This is a genomic window from Pseudomonas sp. Irchel s3b6, assembly GCF_900187415.1.
Taxonomy (GTDB): domain Bacteria; phylum Pseudomonadota; class Gammaproteobacteria; order Pseudomonadales; family Pseudomonadaceae; genus Aquipseudomonas.
This window is the reverse complement of the sequence record NZ_FYDM01000021.1, coordinates 20,079-44,401: the sequence shown is the minus strand read 5'-3', so window position 1 is coordinate 44,401 and position 24,323 is coordinate 20,079. Positions and strand designations below refer to the sequence as shown.

Annotated in this window: 21 protein-coding genes; 12 read left to right on the top strand and 9 right to left on the bottom strand. The window is 60.5% G+C overall.

From position 1 onward, the window contains the following. Nucleotides 1-111: 111 nt before the first annotated feature. From CKW07_RS23370 to CKW07_RS23335, 8 genes are all read right to left on the bottom strand, one after another. Nucleotides 112-2,034 (bottom strand): PrkA family serine protein kinase, encoded by a 1,923-nt coding sequence (locus CKW07_RS23370; RefSeq protein ID WP_095082915.1) that lies wholly within the window; start codon nucleotides 2,032-2,034, stop codon nucleotides 112-114. A 284-nt stretch (nucleotides 2,035-2,318) separates the two neighbouring features. Further along, nucleotides 2,319-2,648, bottom strand: coding sequence for a thiosulfate sulfurtransferase GlpE (gene glpE / locus CKW07_RS23365; protein WP_095147251.1), 330 nt, complete (start codon nucleotides 2,646-2,648; stop codon nucleotides 2,319-2,321). 32 nt (nucleotides 2,649-2,680) lie between these two features. Next, nucleotides 2,681-3,562, bottom strand: a complete 882-nt coding sequence (locus CKW07_RS23360; RefSeq protein ID WP_095147250.1) for a symmetrical bis(5'-nucleosyl)-tetraphosphatase — start codon at nucleotides 3,560-3,562, stop codon at nucleotides 2,681-2,683. 1 nt (nucleotide 3,563) lies between these two features. Continuing rightward, a complete protein-coding gene (gene apaG, locus CKW07_RS23355) occupies nucleotides 3,564-3,944 on the bottom strand; it encodes a Co2+/Mg2+ efflux protein ApaG (protein WP_095147249.1) in 381 nt (126 codons plus the stop codon). A 123-nt stretch (nucleotides 3,945-4,067) separates the two neighbouring features. Continuing rightward, the gene (gene rsmA / locus CKW07_RS23350) at nucleotides 4,068-4,886 is read right to left on the bottom strand and encodes a 16S rRNA (adenine(1518)-N(6)/adenine(1519)-N(6))-dimethyltransferase RsmA (protein WP_095147248.1); all 819 of its coding nucleotides are present in this window, start codon (nucleotides 4,884-4,886) and stop codon (nucleotides 4,068-4,070) included. Then, nucleotides 4,883-5,872 (bottom strand): 4-hydroxythreonine-4-phosphate dehydrogenase PdxA, encoded by a 990-nt coding sequence (gene pdxA, locus CKW07_RS23345; protein WP_095147247.1) that lies wholly within the window; start codon nucleotides 5,870-5,872, stop codon nucleotides 4,883-4,885. The genes rsmA and pdxA overlap by 4 nt, the downstream gene beginning before the upstream one ends. After that, nucleotides 5,869-7,185: a peptidylprolyl isomerase SurA gene (gene surA / locus CKW07_RS23340; RefSeq protein WP_141234474.1), complete on the bottom strand. Its 1,317-nt coding sequence runs from the start codon at nucleotides 7,183-7,185 to the stop codon at nucleotides 5,869-5,871. The genes pdxA and surA overlap by 4 nt, the downstream gene beginning before the upstream one ends. Then, nucleotides 7,166-9,967 (bottom strand): LPS-assembly protein LptD, encoded by a 2,802-nt coding sequence (locus CKW07_RS23335; protein ID WP_095147245.1) that lies wholly within the window; start codon nucleotides 9,965-9,967, stop codon nucleotides 7,166-7,168. The genes surA and CKW07_RS23335 overlap by 20 nt, the downstream gene beginning before the upstream one ends. Before the next feature lie 130 nt (nucleotides 9,968-10,097). On the opposite strand from CKW07_RS23335, the gene CKW07_RS23330 reads away from it, so the two are divergent. Genes CKW07_RS23330 through CKW07_RS23320 form a run of 3 tightly spaced genes read left to right on the top strand, consistent with a single transcriptional unit; the run spans nucleotide 10,098 to nucleotide 12,560 of the window. Beyond that, nucleotides 10,098-11,123, top strand: a complete 1,026-nt coding sequence (locus CKW07_RS23330) for an aminoglycoside phosphotransferase family protein (RefSeq protein WP_095147244.1) — start codon at nucleotides 10,098-10,100, stop codon at nucleotides 11,121-11,123. After that, nucleotides 11,120-11,791: an N-acetylmuramate alpha-1-phosphate uridylyltransferase MurU gene (gene murU / locus CKW07_RS23325; protein ID WP_095147243.1), complete on the top strand. Its 672-nt coding sequence runs from the start codon at nucleotides 11,120-11,122 to the stop codon at nucleotides 11,789-11,791. Before CKW07_RS23330 ends, murU begins: the two co-directional genes overlap by 4 nt. 1 nt (nucleotide 11,792) lies before the next feature. Then, the gene (locus CKW07_RS23320; RefSeq protein ID WP_095147242.1) at nucleotides 11,793-12,560 is read left to right on the top strand and encodes a TerB family tellurite resistance protein; all 768 of its coding nucleotides are present in this window, start codon (nucleotides 11,793-11,795) and stop codon (nucleotides 12,558-12,560) included. 43 nt (nucleotides 12,561-12,603) lie between these two features. Here CKW07_RS23320 and CKW07_RS23315 read toward each other — a convergent pair whose 3' ends face one another. Then, nucleotides 12,604-13,593: an alpha/beta hydrolase family protein gene (locus tag CKW07_RS23315; RefSeq protein ID WP_095147241.1), complete on the bottom strand. Its 990-nt coding sequence runs from the start codon at nucleotides 13,591-13,593 to the stop codon at nucleotides 12,604-12,606. A 74-nt stretch (nucleotides 13,594-13,667) separates the two neighbouring features. Between CKW07_RS23315 and CKW07_RS23310 the strand changes: the two genes are divergently transcribed. The 9 genes from CKW07_RS23310 to CKW07_RS23270 all read left to right on the top strand — a co-directional run bounded on the left by CKW07_RS23310 (nucleotide 13,668) and on the right by CKW07_RS23270 (nucleotide 24,279). Next, nucleotides 13,668-16,064 carry a PAS domain S-box protein gene (locus tag CKW07_RS23310; RefSeq protein WP_095147240.1) on the top strand — a complete coding sequence of 799 codons (2,397 nt, stop codon included), beginning with the start codon at nucleotides 13,668-13,670 and terminating at the stop codon, nucleotides 16,062-16,064. A 23-nt stretch (nucleotides 16,065-16,087) separates the two neighbouring features. Continuing rightward, complete coding sequence (locus CKW07_RS23305) at nucleotides 16,088-16,717, top strand: response regulator transcription factor (RefSeq protein WP_095082940.1); 630 nt, start codon at nucleotides 16,088-16,090, stop codon at nucleotides 16,715-16,717. 279 nt (nucleotides 16,718-16,996) lie between these two features. Beyond that, nucleotides 16,997-18,121 (top strand): ABC transporter ATP-binding protein, encoded by a 1,125-nt coding sequence (locus CKW07_RS23300; protein ID WP_095082942.1) that lies wholly within the window; start codon nucleotides 16,997-16,999, stop codon nucleotides 18,119-18,121. A gap of 43 nt (nucleotides 18,122-18,164) precedes the next feature. Next, nucleotides 18,165-19,208 carry an ABC transporter substrate-binding protein gene (locus tag CKW07_RS23295; RefSeq protein WP_095082944.1) on the top strand — a complete coding sequence of 348 codons (1,044 nt, stop codon included), beginning with the start codon at nucleotides 18,165-18,167 and terminating at the stop codon, nucleotides 19,206-19,208. Between the two features lie 126 nt (nucleotides 19,209-19,334). Then, nucleotides 19,335-20,582 carry an ABC transporter permease gene (locus CKW07_RS23290; protein ID WP_095147239.1) on the top strand — a complete coding sequence of 416 codons (1,248 nt, stop codon included), beginning with the start codon at nucleotides 19,335-19,337 and terminating at the stop codon, nucleotides 20,580-20,582. A 13-nt stretch (nucleotides 20,583-20,595) separates the two neighbouring features. Continuing rightward, nucleotides 20,596-21,420 (top strand): ABC transporter permease, encoded by an 825-nt coding sequence (locus tag CKW07_RS23285; protein WP_095147238.1) that lies wholly within the window; start codon nucleotides 20,596-20,598, stop codon nucleotides 21,418-21,420. Nucleotides 21,421-21,560: 140 nt separating this feature from the next. Then, on the top strand, nucleotides 21,561-22,709 hold the full coding sequence (locus CKW07_RS23280) for an iron-containing alcohol dehydrogenase (RefSeq protein WP_095147237.1): 1,149 nt from the start codon (nucleotides 21,561-21,563) through the stop codon (nucleotides 22,707-22,709). Between the two features lie 80 nt (nucleotides 22,710-22,789). Next, nucleotides 22,790-23,464, top strand: coding sequence for a ribulose-phosphate 3-epimerase (gene rpe / locus CKW07_RS23275; protein ID WP_095082952.1), 675 nt, complete (start codon nucleotides 22,790-22,792; stop codon nucleotides 23,462-23,464). Further along, nucleotides 23,461-24,279, top strand: coding sequence for a phosphoglycolate phosphatase (locus CKW07_RS23270; protein WP_095147236.1), 819 nt, complete (start codon nucleotides 23,461-23,463; stop codon nucleotides 24,277-24,279). Before rpe ends, CKW07_RS23270 begins: the two co-directional genes overlap by 4 nt. The last annotated feature ends 44 nt before the right edge of the window (nucleotides 24,280-24,323 follow it).

Below are 24,323 nucleotides of genomic sequence, written 5' to 3'. Positions count from 1 at the left end.
CTCCGGGCAGCTTCAAGTTGTGAGCGACAAGCTGCAAGTAGAAGCAGTTACCCGGCTCTCGGGTTTACGCGCTTTTCTCATGCAGCTTGTGGCTTGTAGCTTGCAGCTGTCTCATTGCGATTTCCGGACCCGCAGGTACCACTCGGACAGAAGCCGTACCTGTTTGTCGGTGTAGCCGCGCTCGACCATCCGTGTAACGAAGTCGTTGTGTTTTTGCTGATCCTCTTTGCTGGCCTTGGCGTTGAAGCTGATGACCGGCAGCAGATCCTCGGTGTTCGAGAACATTTTCTTCTCGATGACCACCCGCAGCTTCTCGTAGCTGAGCCACGTCGGGTTCTTGCCGTTGTTGTTGGCCCGGGCGCGCAGGACGAAGTTGACGATTTCGTTGCGGAAGTCCTTCGGATTGCTGATGCCCGCCGGTTTTTCGATTTTCTCCAGCTCTTCGTTGAGGGCGACGCGGTTGAGAATTTCGCCGGTTTCCGGGTCGCGGTACTCCTGGTCCTGAATCCAGAAGTCGGCGTACAGCACATAGCGGTCGAAGATGTTCTGTCCGTACTCGCTGTAGGACTCCAGGTACGCGGTCTGGATCTCCTTGCCGATGAACTCGATGTAACGCGGCGCCAGGTATTCCTTCAGGAAGCGCAGGTAGCGTTCGCGTGTTTCCGCCTGGAATTGTTCCTGTTCGATCTGTTGTTCGAGCACGTAGAGCAGGTGCACCGGGTTGGCGGCGATTTCGTGCGGGTCGAAGTTGAAGACCTTGGACAGGATCTTGAAGGCGAAACGGGTCGAAAGACCGTTCATGCCTTCGTCGACGCCGGCCGTGTCGCGGTACTCCTGGATCGACTTGGCCTTCGGATCGGTGTCCTTGAGGTTCTCGCCGTCATACACACGCATTTTCGAGTAGATGTTCGAGTTCTCGGGCTCCTTGAGGCGCGAGAGTACGGTGAACTGGGCGAGCATCTTCAGGGTATCAGGTGCACAGTGAGCCTTGGCCAAGGAGCTGTTGAACAGCAGCTTGTCGTAGATCTTCACTTCGTCGGTGACCCGCAGGCAGTACGGTACCTTGACGATATAGATCCGGTCGATGAAGGCTTCGTTGTTCTTGTTGTTGCGGAAGGTGTGCCACTCCGATTCGTTGGAGTGCGCCAGCAGGATCCCGGTGAACGGAATCGCGCCCAGGCCTTCGGTGCTGTTGTAGTTGCCTTCCTGGGTGGCGGTCAGCAGAGGGTGCAGCACCTTGATCGGCGCCTTGAACATTTCAACGAATTCCATCAGGCCCTGGTTGGACCGGCACAGTGCGCCCGAGTAGCTGTAGGCATCGGCGTCGTTTTGCGGGAACTCTTCGAGTTTGCGGATATCGACCTTGCCCACCAGCGCCGAGATGTCCTGGTTGTTTTCGTCACCCGGTTCGGTCTTGGCGACGGCGATCTGGTTGAGGATCGAGGGGTAGAGCTTGACCACTCGGAATTGACTGATATCGCCGCCAAACTCGGCAAGCCGCTTGGTCGCCCAAGGCGACATGATGGTGTTCAGGTAGCGCCGTGGAATGCCGAAGTCCTCTTCCAGGATCGCGCCGTCTTCGGTGGCGTTGAACAGCCCTAGTGGCGACTCGAATACGGGAGAGCCCTTGATGGCATAGAAGGGGACTTTCTCGATCAGCTGTTTCAGCTTTTCGGCCAGGGACGACTTGCCGCCACCGACGGGGCCGAGCAGGTAGAGGATCTGTTTCTTCTCTTCCAGGCCTTGGGCGGCGTGGCGGAAGTAGGAGACGATCTGGTCGATGCATTCCTCCATTCCGTGGAAGTCTTCAAAGGCCGGATAGCGGCGGATCACCTTGTTGGAAAAGATGCGCGACAGCCTCGAGTTGGTCGAGGTGTCCAGCAATTCCGGCTCACCGATGGCCAACAGCAGACGCTCGGCGGAGGACGCGTAGGCGCTACGGTCCTGCTTGCACAGCTCCAGGTACTCCTGCAGCGTGAGCTCTTCCTGGCGTGTGGACTCGAAGCGTTGTTGGAAGTGGCTAAAAATACTCATGACGACACCTCGCTCGATACGTGGAGCCGGCGCCGGATCAGTCGATGCTGGTAAGCAACTGAAAGTGCAGCTGCTTTTTACCCCCCCAGAACACCTTCAAAGCTATCAACCCTGAAAGGTTACTCCCGATGACCCGCACGCCGGTGTACCGGCTCTCCCCTGTTTTGGATGGCCTGAGCCTAAGGATAGTTCGGAATCGGGGAGGTAAAGGGGCAATGCGTAATTTGTTGTAAATGACCGTCCGTCAGCCCACGGCAGGCGTGGGCTGCAGCACTGAAAAAAAATTATTCGGACGTGCCTTGCGCCGTTTCCGAAGGATAAGTAGTGCGCCACAGTTCGAAGCCGCCGTCCATGCTGTAGACGTCGGAGAAGCCCTGGCTGATCAGGTAGGCGGCGGCACCCTGGCTGGAATTGCCGTGGTAGCAGACCACTACGGTTGGCGCGTCCAGATCGGCGGCGGCGATGAAGGCGTGCAGGGAATGGTTGTCCAGGTGCTTTGAGCCGCTGATGTGCAGTGCGGCAAAAGTCGCAGGGTCGCGGACGTCGACCACTACGGCACCTTGCTCTCGCAAGGCCTGCGCCTGTTCGGGGGGGATGCGTTTGAATTCGCTCATGGTGGGCTCCTGTGGCCTGGCTGGGAGCCAGCCTAGCGCTTGGCGCTGGCCGACAACGGTTCGGGGGTGGGTGAGGCGACAGGCGGTGCGAGGTGGCCGTGTTCGTCGCATTTGCAACTCAGGCGCTCGCCGGTGTCGATGTTCATCAGTGTCATGGCGCCACCCCAGACACATCCGGTGTCGAGGGCGAAGATACCGGGTTCGTTGCACTGGCCTTCCAGTGCCGCCCAGTGACCGAAAATGATCTTCTGGCCGCGGGTCTTGCGCTCTTTGTGCTTGAACCAGGGGGCGTAGCCGGGTAGGGCGGTGTCGATGCCTTCCTTGCTTTTGAGGTCAAGCTTGCCTTCGCGGGTACAGAAGCGCATGCGGGTGAAATAGTTGGTGATCACCCGCAAACGGGTCACGCCTTTGAGGTCGTTGTCCCATTTCGCCGGTTCGCTGCCGTACATGCCGTCCAGGTATGGGGCGAACAGATTGTCGTCACGCAGTGCGGACTCGACTTCGGCAGCGTACTTGATGGCTTTGCGCAGGGACCATTGCGGCGGTATGCCGGCATGCACCAGCACCATGTCGCGTTGTTCGTCGTAGTGCAGGAGTTTTTGCTGGCGCAGCCACTCAAGCAGATCCTTGCTGTCCGGGGCATCAAGGATTTCGCGCAGGGTATCGGCTTTCTTCAGGCGCTCGATGTTTTTCCCAGCCGCCAGCAGGTGCAGGTCGTGGTTGCCCAGTACGCACACCAGCGATTGGCGGATGCTATAGAGGAAGCGCAGGGTTTCCAGCGATTGCGGGCCTCGGTTCACCAGATCGCCGACCAGCCACAAGTGGTCCTTTGCCGGGTCGAAGGCGACACGCTTGAGCAGGCATTGCAGCGGCTCGAGGCAGCCCTGGAGATCGCCGACGGCGTAGGTTGCCATATCAGTGCAGGGCTCCGGGTACGGCCAGGCGGAATGGCGCGATGATGGCGTCGAAGTGGGTGCCGTCGTCGGCGAGCATCTGATAACTGCCTTGCATGTTGCCAACACGGGTGGTCATCACGGTGCCGCTGCTGTAGGTGTGACTCTTGCCGGGTTCGATCAGCGGCTGCTGGCCAACCACGCCGGCACCGCGAACCTCTTCGACATGCCCGTCGCCATCGGTGATCACCCAGTGCCGTGACAGCAACCTGGCCGGTAACAGGCCATTGTTCTGTACGGTAATGGTGTAGGCAAAGGCGAAGCGGTTGTGCTCGGGTTGTGACTGTTCTGCCAGAAAGCGAGTGACGACGCTGACGTCGACCTGATAACGAGGATCGGACATGCAAAAAGGCCTTAAAAGCAAAGCGGGACGCGGGGCGTGACTGATGTGGATCAGTCTAGGCCAAGTATCGGGTAGTAAACCAGACCGGGCGCCTGGTTCCTACCCGATAACGCTTCAGGCCACTCAGATGTCGGCCGGATTCTCGGCGACCTGTTCGCTGAGTTTGTCGGCCAGGCGCACGAAGGCTGCCAGGTCGAGCTGTTCCGGGCGCAGGCTGCCATCGACGCCGGCGGCTTCGATTTCGGCGCTGCTCAGCAGGGCCTTGAGGGTATTGCGCAGGGTCTTGCGGCGCTGGTTGAACGCCTCGCGAACGACGCGCTCCAGCAGGCGATGATCCTTGGCCGGGTGTGGCAGTACGGCGTGCGGCACCAGGCGAACAATGGCCGAGTCGACTTTCGGTGGTGGATTGAACGCGCCAGGGCCGACGTTGAACAGGTGTTCGACCCGGCAGTGGTACTGAACCATGATCGACAGGCGACCCCAATCACCACCACCCGGGCCTGCTGCCAAGCGCTCGACCACTTCCTTTTGCAGCATGAAGTGCATGTCGCGGATGATCCCAGCGTTGTTCAGCAGGTGGAAGATCAGCGGCGTGGAGATGTTGTAGGGCAGGTTGCCGACTACGCGCAGGCTGTTGGGGGCGGCATTCAGGCTGTTGAAGTCGAACTTCAGTGCGTCACCCTGATGCAGGTTGAAGTTGCTCTTGCCGGCGAATTGCTGGTTGAGGATCGGGATCAGGTCCTTGTCCAACTCAACGACATCAAGCTGGGCACCGCTGTTGAGCAGGCCTTCGGTCAGGGCGCCCTGGCCCGGGCCGATTTCCAGCAGGCGGTCGTCGGCCTTGGCGTGAATGGAGCGCAGGATGCGGTCGATAACACCGGCATCGTGCAGGAAGTTCTGGCCGAAGCGCTTGCGCGCCCGGTGTTGGTAGTGCTCGGTCATAAACGGGTCTCGGCCATCTGGTAGGCGGTTTCCAGGGCGACTTGCAGGCTGCCGGTGTCGATTTTTCCGCTGCCAGCCAGGTCCAGGGCGGTGCCGTGGTCGACTGAGGTGCGGATGATCGGCAGGCCAAGGGTCACGTTGACTGCCGCGCCGAAGCCTTTGTACTTCAACACGGGCAGGCCCTGGTCGTGGTACATCGCCAGCACTGCATCGCAGTGCTCCAGATATTTTGGGGTAAACAGAGTGTCGGCGGGCAGGGGGCCACGCAGGTCCATGCCTTCACCGCGCAGACGCTCAAGGGTGGGTTCGATAATGTCGATTTCTTCATGGCCCAGGTGTCCGCCTTCGCCAGCGTGGGGGTTGAGCCCACAGACGAGGATGCGTGGCCGGGCGATGCCGAATTTTTGCTGCAGGTCGGCATGCAGAATCCGTGTGACCCGCTCCAGGCGCTCAGGGGTGATGGCGTCGGCAATTTCCCGCAATGGCAGGTGCGTGGTGACCAGCGCAACACGCAAGCCATGGGTGGCCAGCATCATCACCACCTGGGCGGTATGGGTCAGGTCCGCCAGGAACTCGGTATGACCCGAAAAGGCGATGCCGGATTCGTTGATCACGCCCTTGTGCACCGGGGCGGTGATCATCCCGGCGAAGTCTCCGTCCAGGCAGCCTTGGCCGGCCCGGGTCAGGGTTTCCAGAACAAAAGCCGCATTGGCCTTGTCCAGTTGGCCGGCGGTGACCTTGGCGTTGAGCGGGGTGTCCCAGACATACAGACTGTTGGCTGGCGCAGGAATATCTGGCCAGCTGTTCGGCGTTACCGGCAGCAGATCGACAACCACACCCAGCTGCGCGGCCCGCTCAAGGAGCAGGTCGCGGCTGGTAATGGCAATCAGGGGATGCGGCTGGGCTTGCGAGGCGAGCAGCAGGCACAGGTCTGGACCTATGCCGGCCGGTTCGCCGGGTGTCAGAGCGAAGCGTTGGGGTTTCACTTCGCCGCCTGGTCGACGCCAGGGAGCTTGATTTCAACGTAGGCTTCGTCACGGATCTGACGCAACCAGGTTTGCAGCTCTTCGTCGTACTTGCGGTTGCGCAACACCGTCATCGCTTGCTGTTCGCGAGCCTGGGAGGTGCTGTCGGTGGCGCGACGGCCAAGGACTTCCAGAACATGCCAGCCATAAGGGCTCTGGAATGGTTGGGACAGCTGACCTTGTGGAGTCTTGTCCATCACGGCGCGGAATTCCGGTACCAGAGCGTTCGGGTCGATCCAGTTCAGGTCGCCGCCATTAAGGGCGGAGCCCGGGTCTTCCGAATAGCTTTTGGCCAGTTCGGCGAAGTCTTCGCCCGCTTCAATGCGCTCGTAGAGTTTCTGCGCCAGGCGCTTGGTCTCTGCTTCGCTACGGATTTCGCTTGGTTTGATCAGGATGTGGCGAACGTGGATTTCGTCACGCACCTGATTACCACCGCCGCGCTTGGCCAGCAGCTTGAGGATGATGAAACCGCCTGGCGTGCGTGCAGGTTGGGTCACGTCACCGACCGCCATGGCACTCAGTTCGCGGTCGAACGGTGGAGGCAGTTGAGCGGCCTTACGCCAGCCCATGTCGCCGCCTTCCAGGGCATTGTCGCTTGCCGAGCGGGCGATGGCCAACTGGGCGAAATCAGCGCCTTGCTTGAGCTGCTGATAGATCTCCATGGCCTGGCGTGCAGCGCTCTGAATCGCTTCGGAGTTGGCGCTTTCCGGGGTTGGAATCAGGATGTTGGCCAGGTGCAGTTCTTCGGACAATTGCATTTTGCCGAGGTCGGAGGCAAGGAAGTTCTTCACTTCCTGCTCGGACACCTGGATGCGTTCGGCCACACGACGCTGACGCACACGGCTGACGATCATTTCACGGCGAACCTGGTCGCGAGCGTCTTCATAAGACAAGCCATCGCGGGACAGGGCGGCGCGGAATTGATCCACGGTCATGTTGTTGCGCTGGGCAATGGTGCCGATTGCCTGGTTCAGTTCTTCATCGGTAATACGGATGCCGGAGCGTTCGCCGATCTGCAATTGCAGGTTCTCGACGATCAGGCGCTCCAGCACCTGTTGCTCCAGGACACCAGCCGGTGGAACGGCCGAGCCGCGCTTGGCGATGGTTTGCTGAACTTCGCGAACCCGCTGGTCCAGTTGGCTTTGCATGACCACGTCGTTGTCAACGATGGCCACCACTTTGTCGATGGACTGCACCGCGGCGCTAGCCGCGGTGCTCAGGAACAACGCGCCCAGCATCAGCGGGCGCAGACAATCAGAAAGCTTGGTCTTCACGTTCACGATAACCTTGGATGCCTTTGTCGAGGAAGCTCTCTACCTTGGCGCCAGTAACGCCACCGAGGCCCTTCAGAACAATTTGGAGGAAAATGCCGTGGTCGCCTTTCTCGTTTTCCGGCGCTTCTTGACTGAACTCGTCATACGAAACCCAGTAACGGTTGATCAGGCGCAGTTTCCAGCAGCAGTTGTCGTACTCGAAGCCACCGAAGGCTTCCAGGGTACGGTTGCGGTTGTAGTCGTACTGCCAGCGGCTGATGGCGTTCCATTGTGGCACGACAGGCCAGATGACCGAGAAGTCGTGCTGCTGGATCTTGTAGTAGTCCTTCACGTAGCCAGGCTGGCCCGGGGTGCCGTAGTCGCCACCACCCACGGTCCATTTACCGGTGTTCTCGTCGTAACGGACCTGGTCATTGCGATAGCGATAGCCGGCGTTGATGACCTTGTTCGGGTTATCTTCAGGCTGGTAGTGGAACATCGCGCTGCCCGAGCGAGGGCTGCGGCTGTCCGGGTCCCAGTTGTAGTCGGCCGTGGTGCGCCAATCGCGGTTCCAGCGGTATTCGTATTCCAGGGCATACGGAGAGACGTCGGAGTGCGCGTCTTCGCGGGTTTTTGCATCGATACCCGGCAACTGGACTTCACGGTCCTTGAAGTACAGGGCCTGGCCAACACTGATGCGTTGACGTTCGAAGCCGTTCTCTTCGATCCAGCGGTTGGTCACGCCCAGCGACAGTTTGTTTTCGTCGCCGACACGGTCAGAGCCGGTGAAGCGGTTATCACGGAACAGCGAGGAATAGCTGAACGTGGATTCGCTGGTGTCGAAAACCGGAATGTCGGACTGGTCTTTCTCGGGAACATAGAGGTAGTACAGACGCGGTTCCAGGGTCTGGCGGTAGTTCTTGCCGAACCATTGGGTATTGCGGTCGAAATACAAGCCGCTGTCGACGCTGGCAATCGGTACGGCGCGATTCTGGTTACTGTCGTAAGTGCCATTGAGGCGATCGCTTTCGGCGTTCTGCGCCGCGATCTGGCTCTTGCCGATGCTGTCCAGGTCCAGGTCGTACTGGGTGTATTGGTACTTGAGCGACGGCTTCACGAAGCCATAGGTCCAGTCGAGCGGCAGGCTGACGCTTGGCGCCAGGTTCATGCGGTCGCCGGTGGCTCGCGCCAAGCCTTGGACGTTGTTGTCGAGACGAGACTCTGGATCGCCGTTCTCATTGATGTAATTGCCTGTCTGCAGGTCCCGATCAAAGCGCACGAGTTCTGTCTGATAGGCGAAGTTCAACCCACCCGGCTTTTGTGGCAGGAAACCATTGAAGGTGATCTGCGGCAAACGATCATATGGCGTAGTGTTGGACACCGATGCCAGCTCGAACGCCTGGGCGTTGAGGCGTGCGGTGAAGGTATCGCCACGATAGCTGACCGCACCTTGCTGATTCACGAAATCGGAAACGCTCTGGACGCCCAACTGATCGGTTTGCAGATCCTGGAAGTAGTACGGATCACTGATCTTGGTGTAGTCGACTTCGGTCAGGACGCGCGAATCCAGGCCGCCCTTGTGCTGCCAGTTGTACATGTAGCGGGTTTTTTCGTAGTCCGACTGCAGCTTGCGCTCGTCTTCCTTGTCGTCCAGATAGGCTGCGCCGAACTGGCCTTCGCTGGATTCGGTCAGGTAACGGAATTCACCTTCCATCAACAGGCCGCGTTTGCTCATGTAACGCGGATACAACGTGGCATCGTAGTTGGGTGCCAGGTTGAAGTAATACGGTGTGACCAGCAGCATGCCGGTATCGCTGCCGCTGCCGATGGTCGGCGGCAGGAAGCCAGACTGGCGGCGATCATCGATCGGGAAGTAGATGTACGGGGTGTACATCACCGGGATGTCCTTGACTCGCAGCGTCACGTTGGTCGCGGTACCGAAGCCGGTCGCCGGGTTCAGGGTGATGTTGTTGCCCTTGAGCTGCCAGGCGTTGCTGCTCGGTTCGCACGAGGTGTAGGTGCCATCCTTGAGGCGGATGATCGCGTTCTCGGCCCGCTTGGCGTACAGCGCGCTGCCGCGAATGCGGGACTTGTGCATCACGTATTCGGCGTTGTCGACCTTGGCTTCACCGGTGTCGAGCTGCACGTCGGCGTGATCGCCGACAATCAGTGCACCGTTGTCGCGCACGCGCACATTGCCGCTCAGTTCGCCACGGTTCTCGGCCTGGTACAGGCTGGCCTCGTCGGCCTCGGCCTGCATGCTGCCCTGGCGCATGACCACGTCACCGGCCAGGGTCGCAATCTGCTCTTCCTGCTGGTAGCGGGAGGCTTTGGCTCCGATGAAGGTGGGGGCGTCGCTCTTGGCCGTCGTGTCATTCATGCCAGGACGAGTCGGCTCGACATAGGCGCCCGCGCAATAAGGGCCTGTTTCGGCCAGTTGCGCCGCGGTGAGCTGCTCGCGCGGAACCCAGTCGAGGTGGCTGTAGTCAGCACTGCGCGACTTCAGGCCACGGCCCTTGGCTTCGGTGACCAGTACCGGTTTGTCGGCGGTTTCGACTTCAGTTGTGCTGTCTGCTGCCGATTCGTTGTTCGAACTGACCGCACTGGCATCATGCACAGGGCGCGGGGGCAGTTGAGCCGCGTTGGTTTTCGGCGCGCAGTCCCAGGCACCCGAAGCAGAGACTGAGCAGTCATACTGTTCCGCGGCGACCACGAAGGAAGTGGCTAGAGGTTGCATGGCCAGCAGACTGCCGGTCACAAACAACGGAAATTTTTTACGAAACGCGGGGGATTTCAATGCCATCTTATTAGTCCGGGCTTCCTGCGTGCCATCTGCCCGCGGTGTGGGCCGCACGCCTCTCGATGGTCTGAAAAAGATGCTGGATAATAAAGCATGACCCGCTTGACGGCTAGCGCCGTCGGAGACCCTTGTAATGCCTGATCAAGATGTACGCTTGCAACACCTGAAAGTTTGGCTCGATGAGCAATTGGCAATTGTATTTGCCGCTCAAGGATGGGGGGATGTACCCCAGGCCACGTTGACTGCGGCCAGCAGCGACGCGAGCTTCCGTCGGTATTTTCGCTGGGAAGGCGGCGACAGGAGCTTTGTCGTGATGGACGCTCCCCCCCCTCAGGAAAACTGTAAGCCCTTTGTGGATATCGCCATTTTGCTGGCGAAATCGGGCATCAATGTGCCGAAAATCTATGCAGAGGATCTTGATCGCGGTTTTCTTTTGCTCAACGACCTGGGTAATCAGACCTATCTGGACGTGATCAACGGCGAAAATGCCGACGATTTATTCAAGGATTCGCTGCAGGCATTGCTGGCCTTCCAACAGCTGCCGATGACTGCACCGCTGCCCAGTTATGACGTGGCACTGCTGCGCCGCGAACTGGAACTGTTCCCCGAATGGTATGTGAAGCGAGAGTTGGGTATCGAGTTCGATGCCACTCAGCAGGCACTCTGGCAGCGTGCCAGCGACCTGTTGATCGACAGTGCCCTGGCCCAGCCGAAAGTGCTGGTGCACCGCGACTACATGCCGCGCAACCTGATGATCAGCAAACCGAACCCGGGTGTGCTGGATTTCCAGGACGCAGTGTACGGGCCGGTGACCTATGACGTGACCTGTCTGTTCAAGGACGCTTTCCTCAGTTGGCCCGAGGCGCGCGTGCGTGACTGGCTGGAAAGCTACTGGCAACAAGCTGGCAGCGTCGGAATCCCGGTTCAGCCGGATTTCGAAGACTTCCTGCGCGCCAGCGATCTGATGGGCGTGCAGCGGCATTTGAAAGTGATCGGGATCTTCGCCCGCATCTGCCACCGCGATGGCAAACCGCGGTACCTCACGGACGTGCCCCGGTTCTTTGCTTATATAGAGGCCGTGCTGGCTCGTCGTCCTGAACTGGCTGACTTGGGCACATTGCTGACCAGCCTGCGCGCCTCGGTGGGAGTCTCTGCATGAAGGCAATGATTCTGGCGGCCGGCAAAGGCGAGCGTATGCGCCCGTTGACACTGACCACGCCCAAGCCGTTGGTGCGCGTGGGGGGGATGCCATTGATCGAGTATCACCTGCGGGCACTGGCGGCAGCCGGTTTCAGCGAGGTGGTGATCAATCACGCCTGGTTGGGACAGCAGATCGAAGACTATCTGGGCGACGGTTCTCGCTATGGCCTGAAGATTCAGTATTCGCCTGAAGGCGAGCCGCTGGAAACCGGCGGCGGGATCTTCCGTGCATTGCCGCTGCTGGGCGAGGAAGCCTTTGTGGTGGTCAACGGTGATATCTGGACGGATTACGCCTTCGCCGCCTTGCGTGAACCGCTGGCAGGGCTGGCTCATCTGGTGCTGGCCGACAATCCGCCCCACCACCCGCGGGGTGATTTCAGTCTGGTCGAGGGGCAGGTGCATGACGCCGGGGCGGACGCACAAACCCTGACCTACAGTGGCATCGCGGTGCTGCATCCGAAGCTCTTTGCCGGTTGCCGTGAGGGCGCCTTCAAGCTGGCGCCGTTGTTGCGCGAGGCCATGGCCCAAGGGCAGGTGACGGGCGAGCGACTGCAGGGGCATTGGGTCGACGTGGGCACGCACGAGCGTCTGGCCGAAGTTGAACACTTGCTGCAAGCGAGCCGCTGAGATGCTGTGGCCAGGGACTCTGATTGGAGCCGGGGCTGGCTTTGCCATAGCCAGCATACCGGGGGCCATGCTCGGCGCTTTGTTGGGACAGGCGCTGGATAGACGCCTGCAACTGCAAAGCCTGGGGCATTTGCGTGAGCAACTGGGCGGTCGTTCGATGTTGCGTAACGATGAACTGCTGTTTGTGTTGCTCGGGCGCCTGGCCAAGAGTGACGGCCGGGTGGTGGATAGCCATATCTACCAGGCACGTCAGGAAATGCGGGCGCTGGAGATGAACGATTTTGCGCAGCAACGGGCGATCGCCGCATTCAATCGGGGCAAGTCCGGGCGTGATCGCTTGCGTGGCTATTTGCGGCGATTGCGGGCCCAGCCTCATGCGGCGGAGGGGGTCTTGCGTGCGTGTTGGCGGATGGTCTGGGCGGACGGACGGGCCGGAGCTGCCGAGCGCGAGTTGATTGCACGGTGGGGCAAATGGCTGGGCTGCACGCCTGGACAGGTGCAGGCACTGGCCAGTGACTACGAACCGCACAAGCGAGAGCGGCCCAACAGTGGCGAGGCGTATCAGGAGGCGATGCGCCTGTTAGGGGTGTCTGTCACCAGTGAGCCGTCACAGATCAAGCGCGCGTATCGTCGCCTGCTCAGTCGCCACCATCCGGACAAGATTGCCGGCAGTGGCGCGACACCGTCCCAGGTGCGTGAGGCGACAGAAAAGACCCGGGAGTTGCACAACGCTTACACGTTGATTCGTCAGCGGCGGGACTTTCGTTAGTCGGGCTGCCTGAAGGAGGGCCTGTGGTGAGGCCCGGGCTCGATCAGCTTTGTGCGCTCTGTGGACTCAACCAGCCACGCACGCGGCGGAACAGTTGCTCCTGCTGGGCCGCACTGTTACCCGGCAGTGTCTTGAGGGGAATCTGCCTGAAGGTCGAGTCTTTCAGGCGCTTGCTCGCTTTCAAGCGCTCCTGGGCCGCGTTCTGGGCGGTCGCTTTGTCCATGTAGTAGAGGTCCAGCGTTGCCAGCTTCAGTTGGGTCGTCAGTTCGCTTAAACCGGGCTGGGGAGCAGGTGCCTGGGCCGCAATCATTACCAACTTATCAACCTGTGCCGGTTGTCTTTCGTTCAGGTAGCGTGCAGCCCAATAGGCTCCGGTGCCGTGGCCCAGCAAGACAATGCCGCGCACACTCTGTTGCTCGGCGAAGTCGATCGCGGCATCGATGCGTGCGTAGATCCGCTCGGCATCGGCCTTGAGTCGCTCCTCGCCGGTTTCGGCGAGCGGGCGATCCGCAATATCCCCTTCGCCGCCGGCCACTTGTTCGATGGGCGCCGCCGTACTGGCGTCCTTGTTCTGTGTCTCGGTAGTGGCGGCGGGTGGCGGGGCCTCGACGATACGTGGCTGTGGGGCATTGCTTTGCAGGTCTGGCAGGGTAAGACTCAGACTGCCCCAGTCGGCATCGGGCAATTTTTGCCGTAAAGGACCGATTGCTTGAGGCCAGTCAGCCGTTTCACCGACGCCCGGGAGGATAATCACGGCACCCTTGGGGTCACTGGTGTTGGCCGGCTTCCAGAGTGCCAGAAAGGTCTCGCTGCCCGCCTGTAACCGTTGTTGCTCCTGGGCGGGGACCGTGCGCTCAAGAGCGGCAGCGTCTTCTTGGCTACGCTCAGGCAGTGGCTGGCGCTCCAGGGTTTTTTCTTCGGCTGTTTTTTCAGGTGTCGCGGGCGCCGGGTCGGCAGCCTGAACTGAAAAGGCACAAGGCAGTATCAGCGACAGGCACAATGCTGGCAGTGCCGAGCGGTAGACAGGGGGCATCGGATATTCCAGGCCAGAAGTAATCCCGGCAGCCTAATGGGTTGGTCAGTATTTGTCAGTGTGTGAGACTTCGGATGATGCGTTTTCGCTGCCTGTTGGTTATCGGCTGTTGTTGGCTTCCCTTGATGGCGTGGGCGATCGCCGTACCACCTGCGCGCGTCGTACCGCTGAGCAGTGACCAGCGTCAATGGCTGGCGCAGCACGGCGAGTTGCGTGTGGGGGTGGTCCTGCAAGCGCCTTATGCCCAGTACGACCGGCGCTTGCAGCGTTTGTCCGGGGCCAATATCGAGTTGATGCAGTGGTTGGCCGGCGCACTGAATGTCGAGCTGACCTGGCGTCATTTTTCCGATCTGACGCAACTGGAGGCCGCAGCGCGCGAAGGTGAGGTCGACGTCGCCCCTGGCCTGACGCAAACCCCGGCAGGCTTGCGGCTGTGGCAATTCACCGACCCCTACATGCGTGTGCCGCAACTGGTGGTGGGCGAGCAGAAAACCGCAGGGGCGGTGGAGCTGGAAAAACTCGACAGTCAATCGCGGGTCGCGGTGCGAATGCCGAGTGCAATCGCCGATTATTTGCGCAGCAATTACGCCAACCTCAACCTGCAAGGCGTACCGCTGGAGCGTCAGGCCCTGCAATTGCTGCTGACTCAGCAGGCGCGCTACGCCGTCGTCGATGAGGCCCAACTGAGTCGGTTGTCTGCCGAACCTGAGTTTTCCGGGTTGGTCGTGGTTGGCGATATCGGGCTGCCGCAGTTGCTGAGGGTGGCGACACGCCGCGACTGGCCGGAGTTGGCCGGCATTGTCGAAAGTGCGTTGCATGCGATACCGGCCAAGGATCTGGAACAGCTGCACGCACGCTGGCTACAACCCAAATACCCGCAGTTGTCGGAGTCACCGGGGTTCTGGCAAAACCTCTGCCTGCTGCTGGTCGTGGTGGCGTTCGGTGCCATGGCCATCGTGATCTGGCAGCGTCGTCAGCAACACGTGCTGGAGCAGCGCTTGCTGGCCGCGAGGGAGAACATTGCACGGCGCGAAGCCAGCGAAGAAGCGTTGCGCCTGACCCAGTTTTCAATCGATCAAAGTACCGTCGGAATCCTTTGGGTCAATTGGGACAGCCATGTGCGTTACGCCAACCGTGCCGCCGAGAACATGCTTGGTTATGCACCGGGCGGCGTTATCGATCGGCCGCTGATCGACTTTGAACCGGGCCTGCACATGGACCGTTGGTTGAACCTCTGGAAGCGTGCCCGGGCCAGTGAAGAGGGGGCACAAAGTTTCGAAACCAACTGCGTGCGTGCCGATGGCAGTATTTTGCCAGCTGACGTGTCGTTGAGTTTCCTGCGCTTTCGCGACAGCGAATACCTGGTGGTTTACCTCAATGATGTCACCGAGCGGCGTCGGGCCTTGGCCGCCTTGCGAGAAAGCGAGGCACGGTTGCAGGGGATCGCCGCCAACGTTCCCGGTCTGGTGTTTCGGCTGGAGCGGGCGCCAGTGACCGGGCAAATCGACTTTGCCTACATCAGCGAAGGCAGCGAAAGCCTGGTGGGGTACTCGCCCGCGACCTTGAGCCATCGCGACATGGGCCTGCGCAGCTTGGTGCATCCGGATGACAAGGCCAGTTATCACCAGACCCAGGACCACGCCCTGGATACCGACAGCGACTGGTCGTGGCAAGGGCGAATCGTCACCCGCCAGGGCCAGCAGCGCTGGGCGGAAATCAAAGCCATCACCCGCCGTCTCGACGACGGTGCCTTTGTCTGGGACGGCATTGTCTGGGACATCAGCGAGAGCAAGCGCATCGAACTGGAGCTGGCCAGTTCGCGGGAGCAATTGCGTGAGCTGTCGGCGCACCTGGAAAGTGTGCGCGAAGAGGAAAAAGCGCGGATTGCTCGCGAGGTTCACGATGAGCTGGGGCAGATGCTGACCGTGCTCAAGCTGGAAACATCCATGTGTGAACTGGCCTACGCCGATCTGGATCCGGGCCTGGGGGAGCGCCTCAACAGCATGAAACGCCTGATCGCCCAGCTGTTCCAGTTGGTGCGCGACGTCGCCACGGCATTGCGTCCGCCGATTCTCGACGCCGGGATCGCTTCGGCGATCGAGTGGCAGGCCCGGCGCTTCGAAGCGCGCACGCATATACCGTGCCTGGTGCAGGTGCCGGATAATCTACCGAGTCTCAGCGATGCCAAGGCTATTGGCCTGTTCCGGATACTGCAGGAAGCACTGACCAATGTCATGCGCCATGCTCAGGCGCATACTGTAGAGCTGACGCTGGTGCTGGAAGACGACGAGTTATGCCTGACGATCAGCGATGACGGTGTAGGTTTTGTCGCCCCTACGGGCAGGTCAACGTCTTTTGGGTTGGTTGGCATGCGTGAGCGGGTGTTGATCATGGGGGGGCAACTGATCCTGGACAGCGAGCCGGGTGAAGGCACAACCCTCAAGGTCCGCGTACCGTTGCTTGAAGCCTGACGCTGTTTTTTCTGGAGAAATCTGTGATCCGTGTACTGGTAGCCGAAGACCACACCATCGTCCGCGAGGGCATCAAGCAGTTGATCGGCCTGGCCAAGGATTTGCTGGTGGTAGGGGAGGCGAGCAATGGCGAACAACTGCTGGAAACCTTGCGCCACGTTCCCTGCGAGGTGGTGCTGCTCGATATCTCCATGCCAGGCGTCAATGGGCTGGAAGCCATCCCGCGGATCCGCGCGCTGAACAATCCACCGGCCATTCTGGTGCTGTCGATGCACGACGAGGCGCAAATGGCTGCTCGGGCATTGAAGGTGGGGGCTGCCGGCTATGCCACCAAGGACAGCGACCCGGCGCTGCTGTTGACCGCTATCCGCAAGGTGGCTTCGGGGGGACGTTACATTGACCCGGAACTGGCGGACCGCATGGTCTTCGAAGTCGGCCTGACGGATTCTCGGCCGTTGCATTCGCTGCTGTCGGAGCGTGAGTTCTCGGTGTTCGAGCGCCTGGCGCAGGGCGCCAACGTCAACGATATCGCCCAGCAACTGGCGTTGAGCAGCAAGACCATCAGCACCCACAAGGCGCGGCTGATGCAGAAACTAAACATCACCTCCCTGGCGGAACTGGTGAAGTACGCGATGGAACATAAACTCCTCTGACACAACCATTCCACGGGTTCACTGCTATCCGACGTGGGAGCGGCGTGACATATCCATTTACGACAGCTTGCGATATCGCTGTTGCCCGTTCTTGCGGCTTGTAGCTGACAGCTTGCCTCTGCGTTTGTCAAAACGCGCCATCCTTGTAGGGCAATCCCTACCCCCAGCCTTCCATCCGGCTGAGGCGATTCTCTCCTGCGCCCCGATTTGCGTGGTCTTGAGGCTCCACTAGGCTTAGTCCTCAGCAGTCCTACATATAAAGAATACAAAGGTGCGGGTATGAGCGAGGTTGATTCAAGCGCTGGGGCGAATGATGTACTGGTCAGCTTTCGTGGCGTGCAAAAGAGCTACGACGGCGAGAACCTGATCGTCAAAGACCTCAACCTGGACATTCGCAAAGGCGAATTCCTCACCTTGCTCGGGCCGTCCGGCTCCGGCAAGACCACCAGTCTGATGATGCTCGCCGGCTTTGAAACGCCGACGGCGGGCGAGATCCTGCTGGCAGGCCGTTCGATCAACAACGTGCCGCCGCACAAGCGCGACATCGGCATGGTGTTCCAGAACTACGCATTGTTCCCGCACATGACGGTGGCCGAGAACCTGGCATTCCCGCTGACCGTTCGCGGGTTGAACAAAAGCGACGTCAGTGACCGGGTCAAGCGCGTACTGAGCATGGTTCAACTCGACAAGTTCGCCCAGCGTTACCCGGCGCAGCTTTCCGGTGGCCAGCAACAGCGTGTGGCCCTGGCCCGGGCATTGGTGTTCGAGCCGCAACTGGTGTTGATGGATGAGCCGCTGGGCGCGCTGGACAAGCAACTGCGTGAACACATGCAGATGGAGATCAAACACCTGCACCAGCGCCTCGGCGTGACGGTGGTCTATGTGACCCACGACCAGGGCGAAGCCCTGACCATGTCCGACCGCGTAGCCGTGTTCCATCAAGGCGAAATCCAGCAGATCGCTCCCCCGCGCATGCTGTACGAAGAGCCGAAGAACACCTTTGTCGCCAACTTCATCGGTGAGAACAATCGTCTCAACGGCCGTCTGCACAGCCAGAACGGCGACCGTTGCGTGGTCGAGCTGGGGCGTGGTGAGAAGGTGGAAGCGCTGGCGGTGAATGTCGGCAAGACCGGCGAGCCGGTGACCTTGTCCATTCGTCCGGAGCGCGTGAGCCTCAACGGCTCCAGTGAGTCATGCGTCAACCGCTTCTCCGGGCGGGTGGCGGAATTCATCTATCTGGGCGACCACGTCCGGGTACGCCTGGAAGTCTGTGGCAAGACCGACTTCTTCGTGAAACAGCCCATTGCCGAGCTGGATCCGGCGCTGGCCGTTGGAGACGTGGTTCCGCTTGGCTGGCAGGTCGAGCACGTTCGAGCGCTTGACCCACTTCTAGAGGCGAACTGATCGCCCCCTGCTTCACCAACCCTGCACGTGGAGAGAATAATAAATGTCAAAATCCCTGAAATTCACCGCCCTGGTCGTGGGCATGCTGGGTGCGGCGCACGCGATGGCGGCGGGCCCGGACCTGACCGTGGTGTCGTTTGGCGGCGCGAACAAGGCGGCACAGGTCAAGGCCTTCTACGCACCCTGGGAAGCCGCGGGCCATGGCAAGATCATCGCCGGTGAGTACAACGGTGAAATGGCCAAGGTCAAAGCCATGGTCGACACCAAGAGCGTGTCCTGGGACCTGGTAGAAGTCGAGTCGCCTGAGCTGTCCCGTGGTTGCGACGAAGACATGTTCGAGCAACTGGACCCTGCGTTGTTCGGCAAGAACGAAGACTACGTCAAGGGTGCGATACAGCCCTGTGGCGTGGGCTTCTTCGTGTGGTCGACCGTGCTGGCCTACAACGCCGACAAGCTGAAAACCGCACCGACCAGTTGGGTCGATTTCTGGGACACCAAGAACTTCCCGGGCAAGCGTGGGCTGCGTAAAGGGGCCAAGTACACCCTGGAATTCGCCTTGATGGCCGACGGCGTCGCACCAAAGGACGTCTACAAAGTGCTGGCCGGCAAGGACGGTCAGGACCGCGCCTTCAAGAAACTCGATGAACTCAAGCCAAGCATTCAGTGGTGGGAAGCCGGCGCGCAACCGCCGCAGTACCTGGCTTCCGGTGACGTGGTCATGAGTTCGGCCTACAACGGTCGAATCGCAGCCGTGCAGAAAGAAAGCAACCTGAAAGTGGTATGGAACGGCGGCATCTACGACTTCGACGCCTGGGCCATTCCAAAAGGCCTGGACAAAACCCGCGCCGAAGCCGCGAAGAAATTCATCGCCTTCTCGGTGCAGCCGCAGCAGCAGAAGACCTACTCGGAAAACATCGCTTACGGCCCGGCCAATACCCAAGCCGTACCGCTGTTGGCTCAGGACGTCCTGAAAGACATGCCGACCACTCCGGAAAACATCGCCAATCAGGTGCAGATCGACGTCAGCTTCTGGGCTGACAACGGTGAGCAACTGGAGCAGCGTTTCAACTCGTGGGCTGCGAAGTAACCACCACCCTGTGCAGGTGGGCTCGCCCACCTGCGGGGGCGAGCTTTTGTGGCGAGGGAGCAAGCTCGCTCGCCACAAAAGCCCGCTCCCACATTAACGATTGATCCAAGAATTTCGGAGTTCGCCATGGCCATCGCCGTTCCCTTGAACGAGGGCACCCAAAGCACCTTGAAGCAGCGCCTGGCGCGTGCCGAGCGGGTCAACCGCTGGAAGGCGCAAGCCTTGATCGCCCCCCTGGTGCTGTTTCTGTTGCTGGTGTTCCTGGTGCCGATCGTGGCGCTGCTCTACAAAAGTGTCGGTAACCCGGAAGTGGTCGGTGGCATGCCGCGCACCGTGGCTGCCATTGCGTCCTGGGATGGCCGAGGCCTGCCTGCGGATCCGGTCTACAAGGCCGCCAGCGAAGACCTGGCCGAAGCCCGCAAGCATCAAACCCTGGGCGATCTGTCCAAGCGACTGAACATGGAGTTGGCCGGCTATCGCAGCCTGCTGACCAAAACCGCCCGCGCGCTACCGTTCAAGACCGAGCCGGCTTCTTATAAGGAAGCGCTCGAAGCCCTGGATGAGCGTTGGGGTGATCCGGCCTACTGGCAGGCCGTCCGTCGCAACACCAGCAGCATCACTCCTTATTACCTGTTGGCGGCAGTCGACCACCGGATCGACGATCTGGGGGAAATCGCTCCGGCAACCCCCGATCAAGCCATTTACCTCGATATCTTTGCCCGAACCTTCTGGATGGGCCTGGTCATCACCGCGATCTGCCTGGTGCTGGCCTATCCCCTGGCTTACCTGCTGGCCAACCTGCCGTCACGGCAAAGCAACCTGCTGATGATTCTGGTCCTGCTGCCGTTCTGGACCTCGATTCTGGTGCGAGTAGCGGCGTGGATTGTCTTGCTGCAGTCCGGTGGCCTGATCAACAGCGCCTTGATGGCCATGGGCATCATCGATAAACCGCTGGAACTGGTGTTTAACCGCGTCGGGGTTTACATCTCGATGGTGCACATCCTGCTGCCATTCATGATTCTGCCGATCTACAGCGTGATGAAGGGGATCTCGCCGACCTACATGCGTGCGGCGATTTCCCTGGGTTGCCACCCGTTCGCCAGCTTCTGGCGGGTGTACTTCCCGCAGACCTATGCCGGTGTCGGCGCCGGTTGCCTGTTGGTGTTTATCCTGGCGATTGGTTACTACATCACCCCGGCGCTGCTGGGCAGTCCGAACGATCAGATGGTCAGCTACTTCGTCGCGTTCTACACCAACACCAGCATCAACTGGGGCATGGCGACCGCGCTCGGTGGGCTGCTGTTGCTGGCCACGGTCGTGCTCTATCTGATTTACAGCTGGCTGGTAGGCGCGAGCCGCCTGCGCCTGAGCTAAGGGGAGAATCGAAATGCTGAGTCCGTATATGTCGCCCGTCGAGCGGGTGTGGTTCTACAGCTTGCGCATTCTCTGCGGGCTGATCCTGTTGTTCCTGATTCTGCCGGTGCTGGTCATCATCCCGTTGTCGTTCAACTCGGGGAGTTTCCTGGTGTATCCGCTGCAAGGTTTCTCGTTGCATTGGTATCAGGACTTCTTCGCCTCCGCCGAATGGATGCGGGCGTTGAAGAACAGCATCATCGTTGCTCCGGCGGCCACCGTTCTGGCGATGGTCTTCGGTACGCTGGCGGCGATCGGCCTGACCCGTGGTGACTTCCCCGGCAAAGCGCTAGTGATGGCGCTGGTGATTTCGCCCATGGTGGTGCCGGTGGTAATCATCGGTGTGGCGAGCTACCTGTTCTTTGCTCCACTGGGCCTGGGCAACAGTTTCTTCTCGCTGATCGTAGTGCATGCGGTGCTGGGTGTACCGTTCGTGATCATCACGGTGTCGGCCACCTTGCAGGGATTCAACCACAACCTGGTGCGTGCAGCGGCCAGCCTGGGGGCTTCGCCACTGACGGCATTCCGTCGGGTGACCTTGCCACTGATCGCGCCTGGCGTGATCTCCGGGGCACTGTTTGCCTTCGCCACCTCGTTCGATGAGGTAGTGGTGACACTGTTCCTCGCTGGCCCCGAGCAAGCGACCTTGCCACGGCAGATGTTCAGCGGCATCCGCGAAAACCTCAGCCCGACCATCGCCGCCGCCGCGACGCTGCTGATCGCCTTCTCGGTGATCCTGTTGCTGACCTTGGAATGGTTGCGTGGGCGTAGCGAGAAATTGCGCACGGCCCAGGCCTGACGGATTGCTTTGTGGCGAGGGAGCATGCTCCCTCGCCACGGGTAGCAGGACATCCGCCCATTCACTGGCTGAATAACAGACAAACCCGAATCCATAGCTACTATTGTGCCCAGCTCCCCTATCTATAAGAGGCTGCGCACATGAGTCTTTCCTCTTTCAAAATCGCTCACAAACTGCTCACCGGCGCGAGCGCCATCGAGCAGCTGGCCGCTGAGTTGACCCGCCTGGATGTCGATCACCCACTGATTGTCACCGATGCTGCACTGGTCAAATCCGGTACGGTAGAGCTGGCGCTGGCCCAATTGGGCGGGCGTACTTTCGAGATTTTCGACCGGGTGCTACCCGACCCGGAAATCGCCATCGTCGAAGACTGCATGCGCGTCTACCGTGAAGGCGGGCATGACGGCCTGATCGGCCTGGGTGGCGGCAGTGCCATCGACATCGCCAAAAGCGTGGCGGCCTACGCCGGTTATCACGGGGCGCTTGAGGATCTGTTCGGTGTCGATCAGGTACCACGCAAGGGCCCGCCGCTGATCGCCATCCCGACCACCGCCGGTACCGGATCGGAAGTCACCAATGTGGCGATCCTTTCCGACAAGGTGGCGCAACTCAAAAAAGGCATCGTCAGCGATTACCTGTTACCCGATGTGGCCCTGGTCAGTCCGCAGATGACTTTGACCTGCCCGCGCAGCGTGACCGCCGCCAGCGGTATTGATGCGCTGGTGCATGCGGTGGAGTCCTATCTGTCGGTCAACGCATCGCCGATTACCGACGCGTTGGCCATTGGCGCGATCAGGTTGATCGCCAATGCGTTGCCCAAGGCCTATGCCAACGCCTCGAACCTGCAGGCCCGTGAAGACATGGCCACCGCCAGCCTGATGGCCGGCATGGCCTTCGGCAACGCGGGTGTCGGCGCGGTGCATGCCCTGGCGTATCCGCTGGGCGGGCGTTTCAATATTGCCCACGGCGTGAGTAATGCCCTGTTGCTGCCCCATGTCATGACCTGGAACAAGATGGCCTGTGTGGAGCGTATGCAGGACATCGCCGAGGCATTTGGCGTGAAGACGGCGCACTTGAGTGTTCAGGACGCGGCGGACCAGGCGGTTGAGGCCATGGCGCGACTCTGTGCCGCAGTGGAGATCCCTCAAGGCTTGCGCAGTTTCGGGGTGCCGGAGGACGCGATCCCGGCGATGGCCGTGGAGGCCGCGGGAATCGAGCGATTGATGCGCAACAATCCGCGCCAGTTGAGTGCTGTCGATATCGAGAAGATTTACCGGGCTGCCTACTGATCATTGCACTCACGGTGTGCGCGTCAAAGCATGAGGTATACAATGCGCGCCATCGTGATCCTGCTCAAAAAAGGTGCGTCATGCAGCCCTTCGCAATTGCTCCGTCGATTCTCTCCGCCGACTTCGCCCGCCTGGGCGAAGAAGTGGACAACGTTCTGGCCGCGGGTGCCGACATCGTTCACTTCGATGTCATGGACAACCACTATGTGCCAAACCTGACCATCGGGCCGATGGTCTGCTCGGCTTTGCGCAAGTATGGCGTGACCGCGCCGATCGACGCGCACCTGATGGTCTCCCCGGTAGACCGCATCATCGGTGACTTCATCGAAGCTGGCGCGACCTACATCACCTTCCACCCGGACGCCTCGACCCACGTCGACCGTTCCCTGCAAATGATCCGCGAAGGCGGTTGCAAGGCGGGCCTGGTGTTCAACCCGGCGACCCCGCTGGACGTGCTCAAGTACGTGATGGACAAGGTCGACATGATCCTGCTGATGAGCGTCAACCCAGGCTTCGGCGGGCAGACGTTCATTCCAGCGACCCTCGACAAGCTGCGTGAGGCTCGTGCACTGATCGACGCATCGGGCCGTGATATCCGCCTGGAAATCGACGGTGGCGTGAACGTGAATAACATCCGTGAAATCGCGGCGGCAGGTGCCGATACTTTCGTGGCCGGTTCTGCGATCTTCAACGCGCCGAACTACCAGGAAGTGATTGAGAAGATGCGCTCCGAACTGGCTCTGGCTCGCCCATGAGCGGGTTTGAGCAGCTGTTCCCGGGGCGCCTGCCGCGGTTGGTGATGTTCGATCTGGATGGCACTTTGATCGATTCGGTCCCGGACCTGGCAGTGGCTGTGGATAACATGCTGCTCAAACTGGGGCGTGAACCGGCCGGTCTGGCCGCGGTGCGCGAGTGGGTTGGCAACGGTGCGCCGGTGCTGGTGCGGCGCGCGCTGGCGGGCAGTATCGACCACAGCCGCGTCGATGATGGCGAGGCCGAGCACGCCCTGGCGATTTTCATGGAGGCCTACGCGGACGGCCATGAGTTGACGGTGGTCTACCCCGGCGTACGCGACACCCTGAAGTGGTTGTACAAACAGGGCGTCGAGATGGCGTTGATCACCAACAAGCCGGAGCGCTTTGTCGCGCCACTGCTGGACCAGATGAAAATCGGCCGCTACTTCAAGTGGATCATTGGCGGTGACACCCTGCCGCAGAAAAAGCCCGATCCGGCCGCGCTGTTTTTCGTGATGAAAATGGCCAACGTCCCGGCCTCGCAATCCTTGTTCATCGGTGACTCGCGCAGCGACGTGCAGGCGGCCAAGGCGGCGGGCGTACAGTGTGTGGCGTTGAGCTACGGCTATAACCATGGCCGGCCGATTGCCGAAGAATCACCGGCACTGGTGATCGACGATCTGCGCACGCTAATTCCCGGTTGCCTGGACCCGGCTGCTGAGATAACGTTGCCCGACGCTGTTCAATCCCCTCCTGGAAATTCCATCGTGGTGGTCACTCGCAAACTCTGGATGAAAGTCATCAAGGCCCTGGCCCGCTGGCGTTGGCGCGCCTGACGTGATCCTGGCCGGCTATCCGGCGCGTTTGCACACCTGACTGT